Source organism: Paenibacillus sp. BAC0078, from assembly GCF_054483875.1.
This window is the reverse complement of sequence record NZ_JBTLRW010000006.1, coordinates 177,291-198,860: the sequence shown is the minus strand read 5'-3', so window position 1 is coordinate 198,860 and position 21,570 is coordinate 177,291. Positions and strand designations below refer to the sequence as shown.

The following is a 21,570-nucleotide window of genomic DNA, read 5'->3' as shown; positions in this document are numbered from 1 at the left end:
AATTAGCCGAATCAGTAAAGCTCCCCCTCGTCGCCCTGAACGACCGCTGCAAGCGCTTGAGCCACTTTCTTCATCCTGCCAATTGCAAAATCATCCGCTCCAGAAACTGTGATTCGTCCCTCATGATAGCGGAAAGGAATCTTCTTATCCCCATCACTACAGATGAAAAATTCACCGCCTATGGTCATAGTTCCAAAAGGGGTCTGGTGAGAAAGTTCATTCGTATACTCAAAACCAGTTGTTGCGGCAAAATAGACTTTGGCTTCTGCCAAAGAAATTGGCTTACTCTCACTATTGATCCAATGATCCGCCCTTGTGATATGTACATCATAGCTCATAGCTGCTGCCCCCGCGGCCCCGCCACAGAATCCCGATGGACGATATCAGCGGAGATCAGGATTTTCTCCAGCGGCGTAGACGGGTTATGGATACGGTTCAGCAGCTTTTCTACTGCGGCCCGGCCCATAGCTTCCTTGGGCACATGCACGGTGGTAAGAGGCGGCACGCCCCGCGCAGCATCCTCTATATTATCAAAGCCCGTCACCGAAATGTCGGCCGGGATGGCAAGCCCTTCTTCCCGCAGCACCTCACAGACTGTAAGCGCAGTGGAGTCATTCGCGCAGAGGAGGGCGGTCGGCAAGGTTTTGTTCTTTTTGCGTTTGAGCATCCAGAGCTTGAACTCTTCCCGGAAACTGCCGTCATCCATCCCCTCCAGCAGCAGCATCTCGTCATTGCCGGCAGGAGTTTTCATGTCACTCTCCTCCAGCGCGCTACGGAAGCCGATCCAGCGGTCGCGGAAGCTGCGGGAATAGCGGATATTGCCGATAAAATGAAACAAAGTATGGCCGATTCCCATCAAATGATTGCTGAGCCGGGTCATGGAGTCGATGTTGCCCGCGAACACCGTATCGCTTGGAATTAGCGGGTCCTCATGATCAATCAGCACCATCGGCAGGCCGATACGGTGCACCTCCAGCAGCTGTGAAGTGGGAATCTGTCCCACACCGATAAGGCCGAGCAGGCCGCTAGGGTTGAGGACATTGATGAAATTATCGGCACGGTGCTCTGACACAATAACCATCCCAAGGCCCTCCTGATCCAGAGCGAGCGCGATGCCATCGACGATTTTGCCCCAATAGAGCGAATCCTGGGTTTGTGAGCGGATATTCGGCATCAGCACGAGGACAGATTGCTTGTTCCGGTCACTGCCCGCTGCCTGGGAGGGACGTTTGACATTCTGCACATAGGCATTTTTCTGTGTAAAATAACCCAGCTGTGATGCCGCCTGAATCACCCGCTCCCGGGTGGTTTCGTTGACGCCGCCTTTGCCGGAGAGCGATTTGGAGACGACAAACTTGGACACACCGAGATGATCGGCGATTTTTTGCATAGTAACCTTTTTAGCCATATATAATACCTCCACAAAAATTATCTTGACTCTGTATTGATTCCCTGCGGCTGGGGTGATGCCTGCTGTCCTGACCGCGCTTCCTTCCATTTCTTATTTAATTCATCAAAGGACTTTTGCAAATCCGGCGCGGCAATCAGCTCCTGAATATAATCGCCCGACCAGAAGCTCAGCTTCGACCGGTTCGCCATATCAATAAAAGCATCAGTCTGCACTGTAGCCTCTACCAGCTTGGGATTGTAGGAGAGGAACTCGCGGTACTGCGGCATAGTGGGCTCCTCTGAGCCATCCGGGGGCAGGAATCCCCAATCCGCTACATACGAAGTATCCTTCAAAAAGAATTTCATCCATGCCATCGCCAGCTCCTTGTTCTTGCTGAACTTGCTGACCCCTATGAACCAATCGGGATTGAGCGGCGCGTAGCGCGTGCTGCTATTGTCGTAGGGAAACGGGAAAAATCCGATATCATCGGACGACGCTCCGGCATCCAGAATCTGGCGGATCGTCCAGTTTCCCTGGAGATACATGCCAGCCTCTCCTTTTGCCAGCTTGGTCTTGGAAATCTCCCAATTGTTCGAGAACAGCTCTTCCTCCACATACCCTTTGGCAATCATGGTTCTGGCAATTTCAAGCGCCTTTCCCCATTCATTGCCGGTCTTCCATGGGTTGTCCTCCCGAACCATGTTGTTCATATAATCGGGATTGCCTGTCATATAATTGACCAGATTGTTGCCCCATTCCCGCAAGGGCCAGACTGCGCCATAATTCATGTAGAGCGGCGTAATTCCCGCCTGCTTCAGCTTGGCGCTGGCTGCGTAGAATTCATCGAGCGTCTGCGGGACCTCTGTAATGCCTGCTTTTTGAAAAGCCCGCTTGTTATAGACTATTCCGCTTGTCGTCGTGCCCGTGGACAGCCCGTATCGTTTGCCGTCATAGGTCGAAAATGTAGTGAACCTTTCCTGTGCAGATAACGTCTTGTCCAGCGGTTCAAAAAAATTGCCCAGCTCCTTCGCCGGCAGGTTAACCGGCAGCAGGAGCACATCCCCGGCATCCTTGGTGGACAAGCGGACCAGAATATCGGTGGCGTAATTGGACAAGCCCTCGAACTCCACATTCGCCTCCGGATATTTTTTTTTGAACTGTTCCGCATAGCCTTTAAAGGTGCCATTCTCAATCAGGTCAATCCGGTTCGTCAGCATAACAACCGTGCCGGACAGGCTGGACATGCCCTCCTCTCCCGCAGGCGAAGGCGGCGGCACCGCTCCATTATTGCTGCGGTTCTTGCAGCCGGCAGACAGCAGGAGCAGGAACAGCAGCAGGATGATATGCATGGACCAACGTAACTTCATCCGTTTCAAGCGGATTCCCCCTCTGTTCTCTTCCATTCTTTTCCGAAACCTTGCGGTCCTGACAGCGGCAGGGATAATATAACATCTGTCCCCTCCCCGGGTTCACTGAAAACCTCGATGCCATAAGCCGCTCCATAATGCAGCTGTACCCGCTGATGCACATTTTTCATGCCGATGCCTCCGTTGATGCTTTTCTTGGGCGGCATTTCATGCTTCAGGCTGTCATTAAGCTTATCCAGAGTGGCCTTATCCATCCCGCAGCCGTCATCGCGAATGTGGAACAGCAGCTTCTGCTCCGCAATCTCGCATTTGATGCTGAGATGCATTTGGGGTTTGGTATCATCCAGCCCGTGATAGGCGGCATTCTCAATAATCGGCTGAAAAACCAGCTTAATCATGGAGTAGTTGTCAAGCTCCTCTGGAACGTCGATCTGCAGCACGAATCTGCCTGGATAACGGCAGCCGAGCAGCTCGACATAGTTGCTTACATACAGCAACTCCTGCTTCATGGTGGTTGTGCCGGACAGCTCACTGGTGCTATAGCGCAGAAGCTTGCCCAGAATGGAAATCATGTCGGCAGCTTCTACATCGTCGTTGATCTCCGCGGTCATGCGGATGGACTCCAGCGTGTTATAGATAAAATGCGGGTTGATCTGGCTCTGCAGCGCCTGCAGCTCCGCCTCCTTCTTCTGCTCCTCAATCCGGTAAATATCCTGGATCAACTGCCTGATGCGGCCCAGCATCCGGTTGAACTGATGGCCAAGCAAGCCGATCTCATCCCGGCGTTGTACCCGGAAGGTCACATCCAGATCGCCGTTCTGTACTTTTTTCATCAATTGAATCATTTGCTTCAGCGGTTTGGTCAGGGCAAAAGACAGAATGATCGAGATGATCAGCGCCAGCACGATAATAATCAGTGTTGCAACGATAGTCGCATTACGGGTAAGCTGTACCCCACGGGTCAATTCATCGACAGGAATCGAAATAATGACCTTCCAGTTCGTCTTGGCAGAGCTTGAATAAATATTAAGCCGCTCCTTGCCCGACACGGTATCATAAAAGCTTCCGGCGCTTCCCTCGGCCTGGCGGAACAGCGAAGAACGGGAAATATCCGTGGTCAGCAGCTTCTGGTCGCTGTCATAAATGACCTTGCCGTCCGCGTCCACAATCACCGACTTGCCGTGGGTAACCTTGTCCAGCTCGGCTACCTGGTTCTCCAGATTGCTGACGCTCGACTCCACCGCAATCAGCCCGATCGGATTCCACAAGCCGTCAACAATCCTCCGGACAACCGTGAATGCGTAGCGAGTGCTCTGAAGATTGCTTGTATACGCCTGAGTGCCGAAGAGCAGCGCCTCTCCGCTCGAATCCTTGGACTGCTCGCTCCAGAACTTGTAGCTCTGTGCCAGATCCAGCCGGACGCCACCATCCTTGGCGGAATAATATCCGTTGCCGTAGCCGTCGAATATATAGACAGAGTTCGTCCCCCGCTTGATGTTGTTAATGAAGGAGATATTCCCTTCAATCCCCCGCTGAATGGACAGCAGCAGATCGAAGTCGCCAGGAGCAGGCCCCGGGCTGTTCCCCTTGCTCTCCATCATCTTTTTTTGTTCATAATACCGGTTGGAGCGGATCAGATTCTGTTTGATATCGTTTACATAGGCGGGCATGGAAGAAATCCGCTTCATATCCTCTATGTAGTCATCAATGGAATCCATCATTTGATCAATCAGCTTTTCCGAGTAGGCAACCGTGTTAGCCTGTATGGATTCAGAATAACTCTTGAAGCTGATCACACTGATAAAAGAAAGCGGCAGTGTAATGATAATCAGGAACACTAAGAGCAGCTTGCGTTCCATGCTCATGTCCCCAATGTAGGACCACCAGTTGTGGCTGCGTTTTGCTTTCATCCGGTCCTTCTCCTTGGTTCAGCTTTACCTAACAATTTCCTTCATCATAACAATTACCTAACAAAATTATTATACGTGTTAGTGTGCCGTTGCACAAGGAAATTACTTCGCGTTCTCCAGCTATGCCCCCACAGCAAAAAGGCGCCCCGCAGCCAATTGCATGGCTGCGGACGCCTCTGAAGAAGATAACGCTACTATCTTGACAGTTTATTTGATTGTGAATAGTGAAAGCTTGTCCTTCAACTGAGTGGACACGCTCTCCAGCTTGCCCGACAATGCAACGAGCTGATCGCTCACATTCTGCTGCTCGTTGCTCAGTGAAGCTACCTCTTCCGAGGTGGCTGACGATTGCTGCGCTACTGCACTCACGTTGCCCATCGCATCCGACAAGACGCCCTGAGAATGGTTCAAGGTGTTAATGGCACCGGTAACCGACTCCAGACTGGTAATAAAGTCCTCCATTTGTCCCTTCACAGATACAAAGATATCAGAGGTGCTTTTTACAGAGCTCATCTGCTCTTTAAAGAGCGGTGCAACTTCAGACAATACCGCTACAGTTTCATTCATCTCTGTAATAATCTTATCCGTAATTCCAGCTACAAGTGCAATCGACTCCTTGGACTGCTCAGCCAGCTGCCGGACTTCATCGGCAACCACCATGAAGCCGCGTCCTGCTTCGCCTGCTCTTGCCGCCTCGATGGTCGCATTCAGCGACAGAATGTTCGTCTGCTGCGTGATGTTCTTCATCACATCCAGCACCTTAATAACCGAGAATACCGTATCTTTCAGGTTGTTGACCCGGTCGACCAGCGCTGTAGTCATCTCTCCGGTACGGCTGGTCTGCTTCAGCAATTCTTCCAATTGCTTCGCTCCATGTCCACTGGCTTCACCAACTCCGCGCGCAGCCTCATCCATTTCAGCATTTGCAGCAATAACACTCTGCATTTGCGTAGCGATCAAATCAGTCAGCTCATTTCCGCGTTCAGCCTCCTGAGCGAGACTTCCAGCTCCGCCGGCGATTTCTTCCGTAGCCGCAGCAATTTCCTTCGCGGAAATAGCAGTCTTGCGGGAAGCCTCCCCAAGCTCGCCTGCCGTTCCCAGCACTTCACGGGCTGTATCCGTTGTCTGGGCAACCAGCTCGGTAATCCGCTCCATCATCGTATTGAACGATGCTGACAGTTGTCCAATTTCATCGCGCGATACATATTCGGTACGTACGCTCAAATCGCCCTTTGCGCCTACAATCATAAGATCCTTCAGGCGGGCCAGAGGATTGGCAATCATGCGCACCATCCAGACGCCGAGAACAACGGCAAGCAGAGCCGCTACTACAGCAGCTATGAAGGTGGTAAACAGAATTGGAGTAGCTGCTTCTACCAGTGAACCGGTCGGAACAACACCCGCCAGCTTCCAGTCCGCATTCGCCATTGGATTGTAGACAGCCAGCACATTATCGCCATTTGAAAATTTGGCCTCCTGGCTTTCCTTGCTGTCCTTGCTCTCTTTAATAAAAGAAAGCTCCGATAACTTGCCGTCCTCTTCAGGGATGGAAGAAGCTACAACAGTACCTTCCGGTGAAACGAGCTGAATCCGTGAACCGGTTCCGAGCATAACACTTTTGAACGAATCCTCCAGGAGCGTATTCTTTAGCTCAAGCATGATCACATATCCTGAATCAGCCGAAAGATTCTTGAGCGATCTTACCATCGCGATATTCTTCCCGTTGTTGCCTGATACGGCTGTAGGGAACCAGTAATTCTGCGCAGTCTTCTCTTCCTTGGAATAGTGGGACTGATATTTTTCAGCATTGGCTACTACCGTTTTGAACCATGCCTGATCTCTTATGCCGTCCATCTTCAGTCCGGAGCTTCCGCTTGTGATAACATCATAATCAGGCGAAGTCGGAATCAGGGAAATCGCGACAATGTTAGAGTCCGTAGTCGTCTGGCTGGAAAGCTTCTTGCTGATGACATCTGTCGCAACAAACTTGTCATAACTGGATTCTGCAGTTGCCAGCTGTGTAATGGTGCTTTGCATCTGCGTATCAAAAAACAGCTGCAGCGCCAAATTCTCATATTGCTTCAAGGTAATATCCAGCTTCTCAGAAACCTGAATAATCGTCTGGCGATTCGCTTCCGATACATTAGCCTTGATAGTATTCTTGGCCTTATTAAAGGACAGCAACCCTAGTGCCAGTACCACCACTATGATTGAGGATAAGAAAATAAGGAACAGCTTAACGCCAACCGATTTCATCGGGTTGACTCTCTTTACCTGACGTACCGAACTATGTAGCGCACCCTTTAGGGTCAAACCGGATAACTTGCTGCTCTTCTTAACCTCACCTTTGCCAGTTGTCTGTGCATCTTCGGAGAGGTCTGTTTCTGCTTTTTGGACGAGCGGTGGCATTTTATTGCTTTTATTCTTCTTTTTCACGTTCATCCTTCTCTCTTTCTGCTTTTCTCCATCGTTCTCCTTTTTCGGAGCTCCCATCACAATCACCTGCCAGTTAGATTAGAAGAAATATGTAAGCGTTCACTCCCTATATATCGGCAGTATGGGTCCAATTACTTAGTTTTCTTTAGAAATTACCTCTGATTCTTTATATTTTTTAGTCATTTTCCATATAAACCCAAAGATTACAGTGGCTTTTTGATCTCCAGCGAAATAAACCGACGATGTCCATCTATTATGGACCTTGCAAAATGTGATTTTTGGATATTTTATCACAATCCAAATTACATTAAACTAAATCATGTGCCTGGACAAAAAAAAGGAGGAAGAGGGAAGAAATGAGCCATTTAGTCGAAGAAAATCTTAAAGAGGTGCATGAACAAATGGAGCAAGCTTGCCAAGCGGCGGGGCGAAAGAAAGAAGAAGTCAAGCTGCTACTGGCTACCAAAACAGTTCCGCTTGAAAAGCTGCAGCTGGCAATGAGAGCAGGAGAGACTTTATTCGGTGAGAACAAAGCGCAAGAGCTTAGGGATAAGTTTCCGCTTATGCAGCAATACAACCAAGTGGAATGGCATTTTATCGGACATCTCCAGACAAATAAGGTAAAAGACGTTGTCAAATATGTAACCTTAATCCACTCTGTAGATCGCTTGAAATTGGGCCAGGCCTTGCATAATCAACTGATGAAGGAAAACAAGACCATGGACATTCTTGTTCAGATCAATACCTCTTACGAAGAAAGCAAATTTGGCGCTCCACCGGAAGCAGCGCTGGAGCTGGCCCAGCAGTTATCCCAGTTCGAAACCTTGAGGATAAAAGGCCTGATGACCATCGGCAAGCTGAATGCGACTAACGACGAGACCCGGCATTGTTTTCGATTATTGAAACAAATTCAGGCACAAATAATTGAAAGAAGCTTTCCAGGTGTGGAAATGGACATTCTCTCCATGGGAATGTCCGGAGATTTCAAGGTCGCAATCGAAGAAGGGGCTACAATTATACGGGTAGGAACAAGAGTATTTGGCGAGCGTTATTTGCCGGATAGCTATTATTGGAATGAAAAAGCGAACCAAGAGGAATAGATCAAAGGATGCCGGCCCTGCTAAGGTACTAATACCTCAGCAAGCCGGTAAATCCCCTGCTGAATTGCAGCTTCATCTACTTTGGCAAAGCCCAGCACCCATCCTTTACGGTTGCTTTTATAACAATAGGAGCTAAGCGGGTACACACGAATCCCTTGTTCAAGCGCCCGGCAAGTTGCAGCATGCTCATCGAACGATTCCCCGGCTTCAAGCAGCATATGCAGTCCGGTTTCTACACCGCTGAGTGTGAACCGGTCGCCCAGACCGCTCGTCATGATGGCTTTCGTCATGGCTTCGTGCCTGCGGCGGTATACATTTCGGACCCTTCTCATATGGTGCATGAAATGGCCATGTGCGATGAAGTGGGCAAGCGTTAGCTGCTCCATAATCGGCAAATGGCGGTAAGTCAATTCCTGCACCCGGGCAAGCTGGGCAATCGCCTCAACTGAACCGACAATGGCTGACAGCCGAATGCCGGGGGCAATCATTTTGGAAAAGCTCATCATGTACAAAGTGTTCCGGGGTTGCTGGCTAAACAGAGTTGGAAGCGGCCCCCCGTGATACCGGAATTCACTGTCGTAATCGTCCTCTACAATCCACGCCTGATTCTGAACGGCCAGATGCAGCAATTGCTGCCTGCGTGATTCCGGCATGATGACCCCAACCGCGCACTGGTGAGAAGGCGTAACAAAAACCAGTCTGGACTCTGGAGGGACATGCTCATCTTGCAATCCGTGCTCATCCACAGGAACAGGGATAACATTCATACCCCGATAGTTCATCGCCATCCAGGCAGCAGGAAAGCCGGGATCTTCAACGGCTACGGTATCCCCTTCTCTTAAAAGCGACTGCGCGATTAAGTCAATACTATGCTGAGCCCCCGAAGTCAGCAATATTTGGTTCGTTTGCACATGAATGCCCCGTTCAAGCGATAAATAACGCTGGATCTGTTCCCTGAGTGGTTCGAAGCCATAGGCATCGCCGTACGACCAACTGCTCAAATCCATCATTGCTGAAGCCTGCAAAAACGACTTTCGCCAATTCTTTTGAAAATGCTCGTCCAAATAAGGCTCATGAGGACTAAAATCAATTTCCACGCTTTGATGCTCCTTGCCTCTAAACCAATCCTGCAATCCATCGACAGCAGCATTTAAGAAAGGCAGTTCGGGCGGCAACGGCCCTTGCCCCGTAACATCCTGTGCAAGGCTGGCGACATGGTTCCACTCACTCACCCGCGTTCCGCCACGCCGGGAGGTCACGGTATAACCGCGGCTGTACAGCTCCTCATAAACGATTTGAATGGTTGAACGCGAGACCCCCACCAGTTGTGCAAGCTCCCGCGACGGAAGCAGCAATTCACCCGGAGGCCAATTCCCGGTTGTGATATTATGAATCGCTTGGTCAAGCAATTGCTGCCATATGGGCCGTTCGTCATTCCGATTGATTGTCAACATTCTGCTTCCCCCCAATGACACACCACTAATAATATGGATTGCTCTATAATATGACAGATGGATATTTTCCAGCATTCCAATGATTGATATACTAACAAAGTATGGTTCGGAATACAACGGGGGTGAAAATGTGAGAATTCATTATTTACAGCATGTTCATTTTGAAGGACCGGGACGAATTGACGAATGGGCACGTAACAACAGCCACGAACAGGCAATTACCATGCTCTACGATCAGCCACGCCTTCCCTCCCTTTCGGAATTTGATTTGCTTGTTGTCCTGGGCGGCCCGATGGGAGTCTATGAAGAGAGCGATTATCCTTGGCTTAAGGTGGAGAAGCAATTTATCAAGGAAGCAATCAAAGCCCGGAAGCTAGTACTTGGAATCTGTCTGGGTGCTCAACTGATTGCAGAGGCAATCGGAGGCGAGGTGTACAAAAATGATCTGAAGGAAATCGGATGGTTTCCGGTTAAGTTAACGGATGGTGCCGGTGAATCGGCTTTTTTCCGCCACTTTCCACAGGAGTTCACCCCCTTTCACTGGCACGGGGATACGTTCCGCTTGCCTGCGGAAGCGCAGAAGTTGGCTTTAAGCCTAGGGTGCGCCAATCAAGCTTATGTCTATGACGAGCATGTGATTGGTTTGCAATTCCATCTGGAATCTAGTAGGGAGAGCATTCAACAATTAATCAAGCATGGAGAAGATGAACTCGAAGAAGGCATATATATTCAGAAGCCGGCGGAAATGCTGGCGCAAGGCGGAACATTGTTAAGCCAATCGAATAAGCTGCTGTTTGCTTTGCTGGAGACGATCGAAGAGAAGCACCGGTCCTTAAAGGAATAAGGGTAAAAGAAAAACTCACCGAATCCACAATGGATTGGTGAGTTATTTTGAAAATATTTATTTTTTCTTCCGCATCATGTCGAAATAGGCAACAGGCTGATCCACCTTCATGCGCACCTTCTGCAGCGGATGGCGGGCGGCATCAAGCGGCTGGCCTGCCTCGTCCCATAGCTCGCCTACAGTCTGCTTGAAGAAGGTATTGTCCGGTCCGAAGAATTCAACTTCCTGTCCCGGCTTGAAGTGATTGCGCTGCTGAATGAGCGCTGTTCCGTTTACGGAATCATACTCAAGCACCAGTCCGGCAAAATCATAAGGAGCGGCCTTTTCCTCCGGCTCGTAAATATGATCCTCGTGATCCGGCGTATCATAGAAGAATCCGGTATTCAGCGGACGGTTCGCCGCCTTCTGCAGCTCTTCCAGCCACTCCGGCTTCAGCACATATCCTTCCGGGTCAGCCATATAAGCGTCGATAGCCTTGCGGTAAGCATTGACGACCGTCGCCACATAGTGGATGGACTTCATCCGCCCCTCGATCTTGAAGCTGTCAATACCGGCTTCGATCAGGTCGGGAATGCTCTCCAGCATGCACAGATCCTTCGAGCCCATCGAGAACTGATTATCCTCCGGCTGATGCAGCGGAAGCTGGGTCACCCCAGGCTGCAGCGGAAGCGGCGTCATGGCCTGATCTTCCTCGGAGACCCATGTCCCTTCGGGACGGGCATCCTCGAACAGGTCGTATTTCCAGCGGCAGGACTGGCAGCAGCCGCCACGGTTCGAATCACGGTCCGTAAAGTGGTTGGACAGCACACAGCGGCCGGAGTACGATGAGCACATCGCCCCGTGGATAAAGCTCTCGATCTCAATATCGACATGCTGCTTGATCTCGGCGATCTCCTCCAGGCTCGTTTCACGGCCCAGCACGACACGCGGCAGCCCTTCTTCCTTCCAGAAGGACACGGCTTGCCAGTTCAGCGTGGACTGCTGGGTGCTGAGATGCACCTCAAGCCCCGGCACCAGGCGGCGGGCGGTATCGACAATGGCAGGATCGGCCACGATAATGGCGGCAATGCCCGCTTCATACAGGCTGCGCAGGTATTCTTCAATCCCGGCGATATCTTCATTGTGAGCGTAGATGTTCGTGGCGACAAACACCTTGGCGCCGTATTTTTTGGCGAATTCCACGCCCTCGCGCATTTCCTCGAAGCTGAAGTTATCCGCTCCCGAGCGCAGGCCGTATTTCTGGCCTCCGATATATACTGCATCCGCACCATAGTGCACGGCGAATTTCAATTTCTCCAGATTACCCGCCGGAGCAAGGAGCTCCGGTTTGTCCAGACGGTAACGTTTGCCTTTGTACTTGGGCTTTGTCATGGTTCCCATTCCTGTTCTCCCCTCCATTTCTTTGCTGTATAAAACAAACCTAAACCTTTCCCTTCAGATATGAACGTAACTGCGGGAAGTGTTTGGACTTCCGGCCACTGTTGTCTCCAGATTTCTTGATTATTACCGCTAGAAGCGGTTGAAATCCGGAGACAAAGGCGGACGCTTCCGCTCCTCCAGTTCCAAACCTTCCCTCCGTCACTTTATCTTTAAGGTTAGGCTTTAAGTTCGATTTCAAATCAGCAAAGCATTATTTATTATTTTAATTAATACACCTGTTCCTTGTAGAAGAATCCGAAGGACAGCTCGCGCTCAGGGTCCTGCAGCGCACGGATGCTGTCCATCCACTCCTCCTGGAAGGCGTAGCCCTCCGGGTCGGCGGCGTACAGGTCAATAGCATGACGGTAAGCCTTGACCACTGCCGCGTTGTAGGCAATTGGCTTCAGCAGACCCTCAATCTTCAGGCTGTGCACCCCGGCCTTCAGCAGGAAATGCAAATCCTCCAGGATGCAAATATCATCGGAGCTCATAATATGCGTTCCGTTCGCATCCTCGTAAATCGGGAATTTCTCATTTGGGCGCTCCGCTTCGATCAGGAACAGCCCCCGCTCCTTGCCAAGGCTTCCGCCATCGCTCGGACGGCCCTGGTGGGACATATAGCTCGCCACCAGCTTGCGTTTGGAATGATAAATATTCGTCATGCCGTGTACCTGCACCTGGGCTTCAACCTCCAGCAGCGGCACCATTTCGGTCAATTCATCCATATTCAGCTCACGGGCCAAAACGACCCGCGAGGCGCCTTTGCGTCCCCAATAATTAGCTGTCGCATAGTTGGTCGAGGTCATCTCGGCGTTCCAGTGCAGCTTCAGTCCCGGCGCTTCCTGCTTCACTGCCGCCAGCACGGCCGGATCGCCGAATTCGATGCCGTCCACACCGAGCTCACCGATAGCCTTCACATATGCGGGAAGCTCGTCCAGCAGCCGGTTCGACATCAGGCCGCCCAGACCTGCGTAGACCTTGCGGCCTTTATCGTGAGCCAGCTTGACAACTGCCGCTGTATCCTCTAGTGAAAAATGCCCGGCGAGACGCATGCCGAAGCGGTCATCCCCAATCAGCAGCGCATCTGCCCCGGCCTCCAGCAGATCAGCTGCTTCTTCCAAGGAAGCGGCTGTTGCCAGCAGCTCCGGTTTGTTATTCATGTTGCACCCTCCTACTTCGCGGTTCAAACCGCATCACACTCTATTTTAATCGGTTACCGCGAATTTTGTTGACTTTTTTTGATATTGGCTAAATGTTCCTTGTAGGTTTTGCTGAAGAGATGGCCCTGAGAACCGTCTTTTTTGGTTACATAAAAGAAATATTCCGAAGCTTTCGGCTCAAGCGCAGCCTTGATAGAGGGAAGCCCCGGGCTGCTGATCGGTCCAGGCGGAAGACCCTCGTTCTTATAGGTATTGTACGGACTGTCCACCTTCAGATCCTTATCATACAGCCGCTCCTTTTGCTTATCCAGCAAATATTGCACGGTCGCATCAATCTCCAGCTTCTGTCCCTTATCCAGCCTGTTATAGATCACTCCCGCCACAATAGGACGTTCGCTGTCCACCACTACCTCACGCTCTACCAACGAAGCTACCGTCAGCAGCTCATGCAGGGATGAACCGCGTTCCTTCAGCTTCGCTTGCCAATCCGGAATACTGTCCAGCTTCTTCTCAAGCTGCTCCAGCATCGCTTCAATGATCTGCTCCGGCGTGCTCTCTTTGACCAGCTCATACGTCTCCGGGAACAAATAGCCCTCCAGGCGGTGACGAAGCTTGCTGTCCTTAGGGATACCCAGTCTATCTACCGCTTCCAAACCTTCTCCCGAATCTATGATTTTAAGGAAAACCTCGGCCTTCAGGTTCCAGGCAGCGGCCAGCTTGTCGGCAATCTGCTTCGCCGTATACCCTTCCGGGATGGTGAACTGGACGGTGTCCTTCTTCACGACATCGCCTGCATTCAGGCGGGTAATCAGTGAATCATAGGTGATGCCGGGACTCGCGGTATAAGTGCCTGCCTTGAAGCTTGACCCTTCCTTGACCCACTTCAAATAGCCTTTAAAAAACAATCCTTTACGGATAATGCCCTTGTCTTCAAGCAGATCGGCAATTTCCGAGCTGCCCATGCCCTTCTCTATCGTAAAAGTAACTGCCGGTCCTGCAGGCTCCACCGGCTGCATGCCATTCCAAATGTACCATGCCCCTCCTCCTCCTATTGCTGCCAGCAAAAGAAACATAATGAGCAAGGTGCGGATTGCAGCTTTCAAAGGTCACTCCTCACTTTCCGACTATAAAGTATAAAATTGTATTGTCTCAAATTCAACATATATTTTCGGCAGAATGCTATTATTGAAAATATTTTGCTCTATTTCAAGCAAAAAGAGCGCGGAAAAATTCCGCCCTCTTCCGTGCCTAACGCAGATATAGCCAGCTTATTCACTATCTTCGCCGGGAAAAGTCAGCTCATCATACAGCTCGGAGACATCTTCCCATTCCTCATCATCACCGATGGTCTCCAGCTCGGGAAGCCCGTCAGGTGAAACCGTAATCCGCAGAATCTCCTGCTCGGCCCCTTTTGCGGAACCGGCCAGCACCGCATAGGCGCGATCGCCGACTTCAAACTCGGCAACAATATCGTAAACGGAAGATTTGCCCTGCTCGTCTTCCAGTTCAACTGTTTCTCCATATACCTCTTTGAGCTTCGAAGTCCAAACCACGTGTTCGGCGGAAAAATCAGTCATTCCCCGCTCCCCCGTCCAGCTCATCTACCAAAGTATTGAAGGTTTCTTCAACAATCGCCCATTCCTCATCATTCTCGATCATAAAGAGCTGCAGATCATCGCCGTCCTCTTCATAACGGAAGGCATACACCTCATCGCTCTCTTCATCCTCGGAATCCAGCGGAACCACCATCATATACTTTGCGTCCGAACCATCGACTTCAAACTTCATGATGACCTCGAATTCCTCTTCATTACCTTCCTCGTCGGGAATATAGATAATTTCCGGTTCTTCTTCTTGGCCAATCTGCTCGTTTGTCATTTCAGCGCACCCCTCACCTTTTACTGTTAGCATCCAAAAAATTTTGCAAAATCAGGGCTGCGGCCATTTTATCCACAATCCCTTTGCGTTTCTTCCGGCTGACGTCCCCTTCAATCAGCATCCGCTCGGCGGATACCGTCGTCAGACGCTCATCCCAAAGGTGTACGGGCATTTCCAGTTGCTCCCGCAGCTGATCGGCAAATTCAATGCAGATCTCTCCACGGGGTCCTACTGAGCCGTTCATATTCTTCGGAAGTCCAACTACAATCTCGCCAATTTCGTGTTCCTTGACCAGTTCGCGGATACGTTCGAATTCATTCCCGTTGCCGCGCCGCTCAATCGTTTCCAGAGCTTGAGCCGTCCATCCAAAAATATCGCTTGTGGCAACTCCGATTCTGCGGTCGCCGTAATCCAGACCCATCTTCTTCGTCATTTCGGATTGTCCACCCGGTGACTAGCGAGGTAGAACCGAACCAGTTCCTCAATCAGCTCATCACGTTCTTTTCTCCGGACCAAACTTCTCGCATTGTTGTGACGCGGAATGTAAGCCGGATCTCCGGAAATAAGATACCCTACGATCTGGTTGATGGGATGATATTCCTTCTCCACCAGCGCATCGTATACTGCGAGCAGTATTTCCTGGGAAGAAGCTTCCTTCTCGTCGCCCTTCACATTGAATTTGACCGTTTTGTCCATGGAGTCCATTTGTGACACCTTCCTTCTGCAAAATCACCCGCTTCTTGGGCGGCTTCGCAAAGTTGCTGCTGTACAGCTTACTTGCTGCCCTCATCATAACATATTCATAGCCCTGCGAGGAAATCCTGCCCAAGTGATAACGCTTTTTTTGGCATTTTGTCTACAAAAATAGAGATTTTTTTGGTTTTTAAGCTATTGCAATTACTGCCAAAAGTGAAAGCTTAAGTAGAAACGGCTACGCCGTCCTTAAAGGGAGCATATGCTTCCGAAGCAGCGATACTCCGTATCGCTTTCAGGTATCCGTTTCAGCGAGAAATATAAGGATGATTTATGGCGTGAAACATCTAAATCCTTATATTTGAATAAAGCAGCGGTACTGATATGTAGCTCTCAGTACCGCTGCGGCTTCACTTTAATGGTATTCCCCGATTTATCGGCCTTGAACCGCATCATCCGGTACGGCCTCACTTCACCCGGCTGCGCCGGATGTATTCCGCCCTCGCTCTACGCCAGAGCAGCTACAAGCTCCTCAGCCTTCGCGAGCGCTTCGCCCAGCTTGGAGGCGTCCTTGCCTCCGGCCTGCGCCATATCCGGACGTCCGCCGCCGCCGCCGCCGCATACCGCAGCAACTTCCTTCACCAGCTTGCCGGCGTGGAAGCCTTTTTTGACCAGCTCCTGCGGCACAGACACGACAAAGTTAACTTTGTCATCCATCGCGGCGCCAAGTACAAGCACAGCATCAGGCAGCTTGGATTTCAGCTCATCGGCAGTCGAACGCAGTGCATCCATATTGCCGGCCTGCACCTGAACCGCGAGCAGCTGTGTACCGCCGCCCACAGTTTTCACACTGCCGGTCAGCTCAGCGGCAAAGGTAGCGCTCAGCTTGGATTGCAGCGATTCATTCTCGCGGGACAGCTCACGCACCTGGGCATGCAGCGCCTCGATGCGCTTCGGCACATCATTCAGCGAGGATTTCAGCAGTCCTGCCGATTGCTTGAGCAGATCAAGCTGGCTTTCAGTGAACTGGTAGGCATAACGTCCGGTTACCGCTTCAATCCGGCGTACCCCGGAGCCAATGCCGCTCTCGCTGACCAGCTTGAAGATGCCGATCTGTGAAGTGTTCGATACATGGATACCGCCGCACAGCTCCAGGCTGTAATCGCCAACCTGAACCACACGGACAATGTTGCCGTATTTTTCACCGAAGAGGGCCATTGCTCCCATAGCTTTGGCTTCATCAATCGGCTTGTTCTCAATCACAACATCAAGAGCGCGCCAGATTTGCGCATTTACCCGGTGCTCAATGTCGCTCAGCTCCTCCGGCGTAATCGCGCCGAAGTGCGAGAAGTCAAAGCGCAAGCGTGCGCCTTCTACTAAAGAGCCTGCCTGATTAACATGGCCGCCAAGCACTTCCTTGAGCGCTTTATGCAGCAAGTGAGTCGCCGTATGGTTCTTCACGATATCCTCGCGCTGCTCGCGGTTCACTTCGGCACGGACGCTGTCTCCTACTCTCAGCTCACCGGCTTCTACAGTAACGAGGTGTACATGCTGTCCGTGCGGAGCCTTGAAGAGTCCGGTTACTTTTGCTGTAACCGACCCGCCTGTCAGAAGACCTGTGTCGCTGACCTGTCCGCCGCTTTCAGCGTAGAACGGTGTAGCTTCAAGAATAACCTGGCATTCAGCACCTTCGCTGACGGCATCCACCAGCACGCCGTCAACTACAATGGCAAGCACCTTCGACTCTGTTACCGTGTCATTATATCCAACAAATTCACTTTTAACCGTCAGCTCGGCCAGCGCGCCACCCTGAATCTTCATGCTGGCATTGTCCTGGCGTGCGGCTCTGGCGCGGTCGCGCTGCTCCTGCATCGCGGCGTCAAAGCCTTCACGGTCTACGCTAAGGCCTTGCTCAGAAGCGAAATCCTCCGTTAGGTCAAACGGGAAGCCATACGTGTCATACAGCTTGAACGCGTCTGCTCCGGCGATGACGCTAAGCCCGTCAGATTTGGCTTTGGCGCTGATCTCGCCCAGAATGGCCAGACCGTCGGACAACGTTTCGTGGAAGCGCTCCTCTTCGGTGCGGATGATTTTGGCGATATATTCGCGGTTCTCCACCACCGACGGATAGTACACGCCCATCACTTCGCCCACCGTCTCGGTCAGGTCGAACAGGAATGGACGGTCAAGCCCCAGCGTCTTGCCGTAGCGCACAGCACGGCGGAGCAGCCGGCGGATAATATAGCCGCGGCCTTCATTGGAAGGAAGCACGCCGTCACCCACGGCAAAAGTAACCGTACGGATATGGTCAGCGATTACCTTCAGCGCGATATCCTGCTCCAGACTGTCCTTGTAGGTTACGCCTGCAAGACCTGCGGTCTTCTGGATAATCGGCTGGAACAGATCGGTATCGAAGTTCGAGTCCACATCCTGGAGAATGGATGCGAAGCGCTCCAGACCTGCGCCGGTATCAATATTTTTATTCGGAAGCGGCGTATAGCTGCCGTCCTTGTTGTGGTTGAACTGCGAGAACACGAGGTTCCACACCTCGAGCCAGCGTTCATTTTCCCCGCCCGGGTACATCTCCGGATCGGACATGTCGCTGCCGTAGGCTTCACCGCGGTCATAGAAAATCTCCGAGCAAGGGCCGCAAGGACCTTCGCCGATATCCCAGAAGTTATCGTCGCCCAGCTTGATGATGCGTTCTGCGGGCAGTCCGACTTTTTCATTCCACAGCTTGAACGCTTCTTCATCCTCAGCATATACAGTAACGGAGATGCGGTCCGGCTCGAACCCGATCCACTCCTTGCCCGTCAGGAACTCCCAAGCCCAGGTAATCGCTTCTTCCTTGAAGTAATCGCCGATGGAGAAGTTGCCCAGCATCTCAAAAAACGTATGGTGGCGGCGCGTCTTGCCCACATTCTCGATATCATTGGTGCGGATGCATTTCTGCGAGTTGGTCAGGCGCGGATTCTCGGGAATTTCCCGGCCGTCAAAATACGCCTTCAGCGGCGCCATCCCGGCGTTGATCCACAGCAGCGACGGGTCATTATGCGGCACGAGCGATGCGCTCGGCTCAATTCGGTGGCCTTTGCTCTCAAAAAACTTCAGCCATTTGGAACGGATTTCACTTGCTTTCATCATGTACAGCCCCTGTCTCATAGTTATTGCGGCACTTTTGCCGGAAAACAAAAAAACGCCCCTGAATAAATTCAGGGACGATGATTATCGCGGTACCACCCTGGTTATCGCCTTGACCCGTGTGAAAACACGGACAATTGCAGACGATCGCCTTGTCACGGCTGTTAACGGGAGCCCCCCGGCGGGATTGCCCCGCACTCCGAAATCAGCTTTCCGCCGGCCTGTCTTCAAGGTTCTCACAGCCAATTACGAAGAATCTCGTAAAGGAACCTCTTCTCTGATCAAGCCATCCTCCGGCGTACTTCATTTCATCAACGTTTTGCATAATTTACATTTTAACATTTCAAGTATAGCCAGCGCTCCTATATCTGTCAATCCACAAAGCGATAACTGTATTTGCAGCTATCTCTAATTCTGGAGCGAATTGCTCCCATCACACTTAAAAGGTTATTTACAGCGCTTACTTACAGGCGTATAATGTGGATTGTTTAAAGCGATTCTGCGGTTAACACCGGGTTAACCCATAATTACGAGACGTGGCTCAGCTTGGTAGAGCGCTTGCTTCGGGAGCAAGAGGTCGCAGGTTCAAATCCTGTCGTCTCGACCATCTAAGATTGCTGCAACCCTTGAGAAATCAAGGGTTTTTCTTGTTTTAGGAAATTTCACATCGTTTCAACTGATTAGAGTCTATTTTTTGTCAAAATAATATCTTGGCTTACTCTGCGTCCTCTTTTTATATTCAATTGCTTCGGTGGGACATCTCTGAAGACAAGCCATGCAATGGGTACACTGATTTCCCCATACGGGCTTACCGTCAGTTAAGATAATATTGTTCAGTGGGCATACCTTTTCACATTTACCACAACTAACACATTTTGTTTCTTCAACATGAAATCCTTTGGCATTTACCAAAAACCTATAAAATATGCTGTTTATTAAACCGCTTTTCAATTGACTAACAACACCGTTTTCATCTATAGAAGAAAAACGATTTCCATTATGTATATCCACTAAAATCTGATTGATTAAAGATTCTGCTTTTTTATTTATTTCTTTTGCCGCTGCCTTATCAACACCAGGAAACAGGACAAGGTAGCTATCCGGCATCATAACTTGTGCATATCCTTGTAAATCCCAGCCTTTGTATTGGCATAGTTTTTTCACATGATTACTTGCACTTGCAGTTTCTCCTCCGTAAGTCAAAACAAAATATACCTTGCGACTTCCCTTAAAAGTGGTCTTTCTTATATATTCCTCCACTACTCGCGGTAACCTCCATGCATAGGTGGGACAAACAAATACAAATGGTTTCGTGTCTGAAATAAGGTCGTCTTGTTTATTTTGTTTCATTAATAGGTTTAATGAAACAATTTCATCTTTTGTTTCCTTGGCAATTCGCTCTGCAACATATCGACTGTTACCTGTGGCAGAAAAATATAAAATCATCAGATACACTCCTTTCAAAGTAGGCATTCTCCAATCTCAGTGCATTCTTGACAATTGGGAATAACAAAATTACAATAACAACACGGTGTTGTTTTTGCAACCTGCAGATGTTTTTGAATTGTCGTGTAAGCAACAAATGACTCTGATATGTCTGTTTTGCATACAATCATACAAATTTGATGCAGATTAGGAGATTGCTTGTGAAGGAAATAAAACAGAGCAGGAAAACTCAATATACACAAATGGTATTGCGAGATGCGCTTATGGAATTAATGGAGCAAAAAAATATTTCCCAAATAACCGTTAAGGAGCTTTGCATAAAAGCAGATATTAACAGGACAACTTTTTATGCGCATTACACTGATCCATACGACCTTCTTCATAAAATTGAAGCTGATGTTCTATTATCGGTAAGCAAAGCTATTAGTAGTCTTCACGGCCCACTAGACAAGAGTAAATTCATACAGATTATCCGAGAGCTTTTGCAATACATTGCGGACAATAACAAGCATACTCAGATTTTGCTTGGTGAACGGGGGGACGTTAATTTCCCAAAAGAGCTTTTTATGATGATCTATGAGAAATGCGAATTAATGGCTTTGGCACCACATTCATCGACAAGAGAGTTTTATTTTATATTTGTGCTCAATGGAAGTGTTGGTCTGATACAGCACTGGCTGAAATCCGGATTGGCCAAACCGGCAAATGAAATGGCCGAAATAATCTTTAATATGGCAGCACAAATTAAGTAGAACAAGCGGCTTTGAACCACTTTATGATTCATCGTGCCCTGGGAAACCATGGTTTGCCGGGCCACCGGATCGGATGCCAGCGCGAGAAGTGTATTGTCCGTGTACAAAGAGAACTTAAGCGGATTCTGCTTGTCGAGACGAATCTTCCAGGGCTGCAAATTGTGTCCGTTGGGAGCAAGTAGGCCATAGGCCGCCAGCTTCACTCTCGGATCTTCGAATTGGTCAACGTAATCACGTTGGTCTGGAATTCATTGCGCTCATAATCGGTCATAGTTTTCGCCCACTTCAGCCCGTTCTGCGGCTCCTGGTTCACGATGATGGATTCGCTCAGCGTCTCATACTGGGCCAGATCCCGCGACACGTTTACCGCCGATTCGGATAGCACCTGCATGGAGAAAGCGCTTAGCTTTTCCGATATCGAATCCTCGTACCTGACGTTGGAATAAAGTAGGTAAGAGGAGCGTTTACTTCCATGAAGCTTAGTATGTGGTACGTTCATGTTAACTTTATATCTCAATCATTCTATCACAAAAAGACAGGATACCTTTCCTCGAAATCGAGGCAAAGTATCCTGTCTACC

At 50.1% G+C, this 21,570-nt stretch carries 19 protein-coding genes and 1 tRNA gene; 4 read left to right on the top strand and 16 right to left on the bottom strand.

The window, feature by feature from the left end; all coding sequences use genetic code 11:
* Positions 1 to 11: 11 nt before the first annotated feature.
* From ACX1DY_RS13870 to ACX1DY_RS13850, 5 genes are all read right to left on the bottom strand, one after another.
* Positions 12 to 338 carry a hypothetical protein gene (locus ACX1DY_RS13870; RefSeq protein WP_458964782.1) on the bottom strand — a complete coding sequence of 109 codons (327 nt, stop codon included), beginning with the start codon at positions 336 to 338 and terminating at the stop codon, positions 12 to 14.
* Positions 335 to 1,408: a substrate-binding domain-containing protein gene (locus ACX1DY_RS13865; protein ID WP_458964781.1), complete on the bottom strand. Its 1,074-nt coding sequence runs from the start codon at positions 1,406 to 1,408 to the stop codon at positions 335 to 337. Before ACX1DY_RS13865 ends, ACX1DY_RS13870 begins: the two co-directional genes overlap by 4 nt.
* Before the next feature lie 20 nt (positions 1,409 to 1,428).
* Positions 1,429 to 2,757, bottom strand: coding sequence for an ABC transporter substrate-binding protein (locus ACX1DY_RS13860; RefSeq protein WP_458964900.1), 1,329 nt, complete (start codon positions 2,755 to 2,757; stop codon positions 1,429 to 1,431).
* A gap of 5 nt (positions 2,758 to 2,762) precedes the next feature.
* Complete coding sequence (locus ACX1DY_RS13855; RefSeq protein WP_458964780.1) at positions 2,763 to 4,667, bottom strand: cache domain-containing sensor histidine kinase; 1,905 nt, start codon at positions 4,665 to 4,667, stop codon at positions 2,763 to 2,765.
* A 207-nt stretch (positions 4,668 to 4,874) separates the two neighbouring features.
* The gene (locus ACX1DY_RS13850) at positions 4,875 to 7,109 is read right to left on the bottom strand and encodes a methyl-accepting chemotaxis protein (RefSeq protein WP_458964899.1); all 2,235 of its coding nucleotides are present in this window, start codon (positions 7,107 to 7,109) and stop codon (positions 4,875 to 4,877) included.
* Positions 7,110 to 7,459: 350 nt separating this feature from the next.
* On the opposite strand from ACX1DY_RS13850, the gene ACX1DY_RS13845 reads away from it, so the two are divergent.
* A complete protein-coding gene (locus tag ACX1DY_RS13845) occupies positions 7,460 to 8,203 on the top strand; it encodes a YggS family pyridoxal phosphate-dependent enzyme (RefSeq protein WP_458964779.1) in 744 nt (247 codons plus the stop codon).
* Positions 8,204 to 8,223: 20 nt separating this feature from the next.
* Here the strand turns inward: ACX1DY_RS13845 and pdxR are convergent, their stop codons facing one another.
* Positions 8,224 to 9,657, bottom strand: a complete 1,434-nt coding sequence (gene pdxR, locus ACX1DY_RS13840) for a MocR-like pyridoxine biosynthesis transcription factor PdxR (protein WP_458964778.1) — start codon at positions 9,655 to 9,657, stop codon at positions 8,224 to 8,226.
* A 130-nt stretch (positions 9,658 to 9,787) separates the two neighbouring features.
* On the opposite strand from pdxR, the gene ACX1DY_RS13835 reads away from it, so the two are divergent.
* Entirely contained in the window at positions 9,788 to 10,501 is a 714-nt protein-coding gene (locus ACX1DY_RS13835; RefSeq protein WP_458964777.1) for a type 1 glutamine amidotransferase, read from the top strand.
* 57 nt (positions 10,502 to 10,558) lie between these two features.
* Here the strand turns inward: ACX1DY_RS13835 and ACX1DY_RS13830 are convergent, their stop codons facing one another.
* From ACX1DY_RS13830 to alaS, 8 genes are all read right to left on the bottom strand, one after another.
* The gene (locus tag ACX1DY_RS13830) at positions 10,559 to 11,881 is read right to left on the bottom strand and encodes a peptidase U32 family protein (protein ID WP_458964776.1); all 1,323 of its coding nucleotides are present in this window, start codon (positions 11,879 to 11,881) and stop codon (positions 10,559 to 10,561) included.
* Between the two features lie 266 nt (positions 11,882 to 12,147).
* Positions 12,148 to 13,080 (bottom strand): peptidase U32 family protein, encoded by a 933-nt coding sequence (locus tag ACX1DY_RS13825; protein ID WP_458964775.1) that lies wholly within the window; start codon positions 13,078 to 13,080, stop codon positions 12,148 to 12,150.
* A 53-nt stretch (positions 13,081 to 13,133) separates the two neighbouring features.
* Positions 13,134 to 14,183: an endolytic transglycosylase MltG gene (mltG, locus tag ACX1DY_RS13820; protein WP_458964774.1), complete on the bottom strand. Its 1,050-nt coding sequence runs from the start codon at positions 14,181 to 14,183 to the stop codon at positions 13,134 to 13,136.
* Positions 14,184 to 14,348: 165 nt separating this feature from the next.
* Positions 14,349 to 14,657 carry a DUF1292 domain-containing protein gene (locus tag ACX1DY_RS13815; protein ID WP_458964773.1) on the bottom strand — a complete coding sequence of 103 codons (309 nt, stop codon included), beginning with the start codon at positions 14,655 to 14,657 and terminating at the stop codon, positions 14,349 to 14,351.
* A complete protein-coding gene (locus ACX1DY_RS13810) occupies positions 14,650 to 14,958 on the bottom strand; it encodes a DUF1292 domain-containing protein (RefSeq protein WP_019912423.1) in 309 nt (102 codons plus the stop codon). The genes ACX1DY_RS13815 and ACX1DY_RS13810 overlap by 8 nt, the downstream gene beginning before the upstream one ends.
* Before the next feature lie 13 nt (positions 14,959 to 14,971).
* On the bottom strand, positions 14,972 to 15,391 hold the full coding sequence (gene ruvX / locus ACX1DY_RS13805; RefSeq protein ID WP_458964772.1) for a Holliday junction resolvase RuvX: 420 nt from the start codon (positions 15,389 to 15,391) through the stop codon (positions 14,972 to 14,974).
* Positions 15,388 to 15,663: an IreB family regulatory phosphoprotein gene (locus ACX1DY_RS13800; RefSeq protein WP_458964771.1), complete on the bottom strand. Its 276-nt coding sequence runs from the start codon at positions 15,661 to 15,663 to the stop codon at positions 15,388 to 15,390. The genes ruvX and ACX1DY_RS13800 overlap by 4 nt, the downstream gene beginning before the upstream one ends.
* Positions 15,664 to 16,158: 495 nt before the next feature.
* Positions 16,159 to 18,792, bottom strand: coding sequence for an alanine--tRNA ligase (gene alaS, locus ACX1DY_RS13795; protein ID WP_458964898.1), 2,634 nt, complete (start codon positions 18,790 to 18,792; stop codon positions 16,159 to 16,161).
* A 530-nt stretch (positions 18,793 to 19,322) separates the two neighbouring features.
* Here alaS and ACX1DY_RS13790 point away from each other — a divergent pair.
* Positions 19,323 to 19,399 (top strand) — tRNA-Pro (locus ACX1DY_RS13790).
* A gap of 80 nt (positions 19,400 to 19,479) precedes the next feature.
* Here ACX1DY_RS13790 and ACX1DY_RS13785 read toward each other — a convergent pair.
* On the bottom strand, positions 19,480 to 20,238 hold the full coding sequence (locus ACX1DY_RS13785; RefSeq protein ID WP_458964770.1) for an EFR1 family ferrodoxin: 759 nt from the start codon (positions 20,236 to 20,238) through the stop codon (positions 19,480 to 19,482).
* 200 nt (positions 20,239 to 20,438) lie between these two features.
* Between ACX1DY_RS13785 and ACX1DY_RS13780 the strand changes: the two genes are divergently transcribed.
* Positions 20,439 to 20,990 carry a TetR/AcrR family transcriptional regulator gene (locus ACX1DY_RS13780; protein ID WP_458964769.1) on the top strand — a complete coding sequence of 184 codons (552 nt, stop codon included), beginning with the start codon at positions 20,439 to 20,441 and terminating at the stop codon, positions 20,988 to 20,990.
* A gap of 199 nt (positions 20,991 to 21,189) precedes the next feature.
* Here ACX1DY_RS13780 and ACX1DY_RS13775 read toward each other — a convergent pair whose 3' ends face one another.
* Positions 21,190 to 21,381, bottom strand: a complete 192-nt coding sequence (locus tag ACX1DY_RS13775; protein WP_458964768.1) for a hypothetical protein — start codon at positions 21,379 to 21,381, stop codon at positions 21,190 to 21,192.
* Between the last annotated feature and the right edge of the window lie 189 nt (positions 21,382 to 21,570).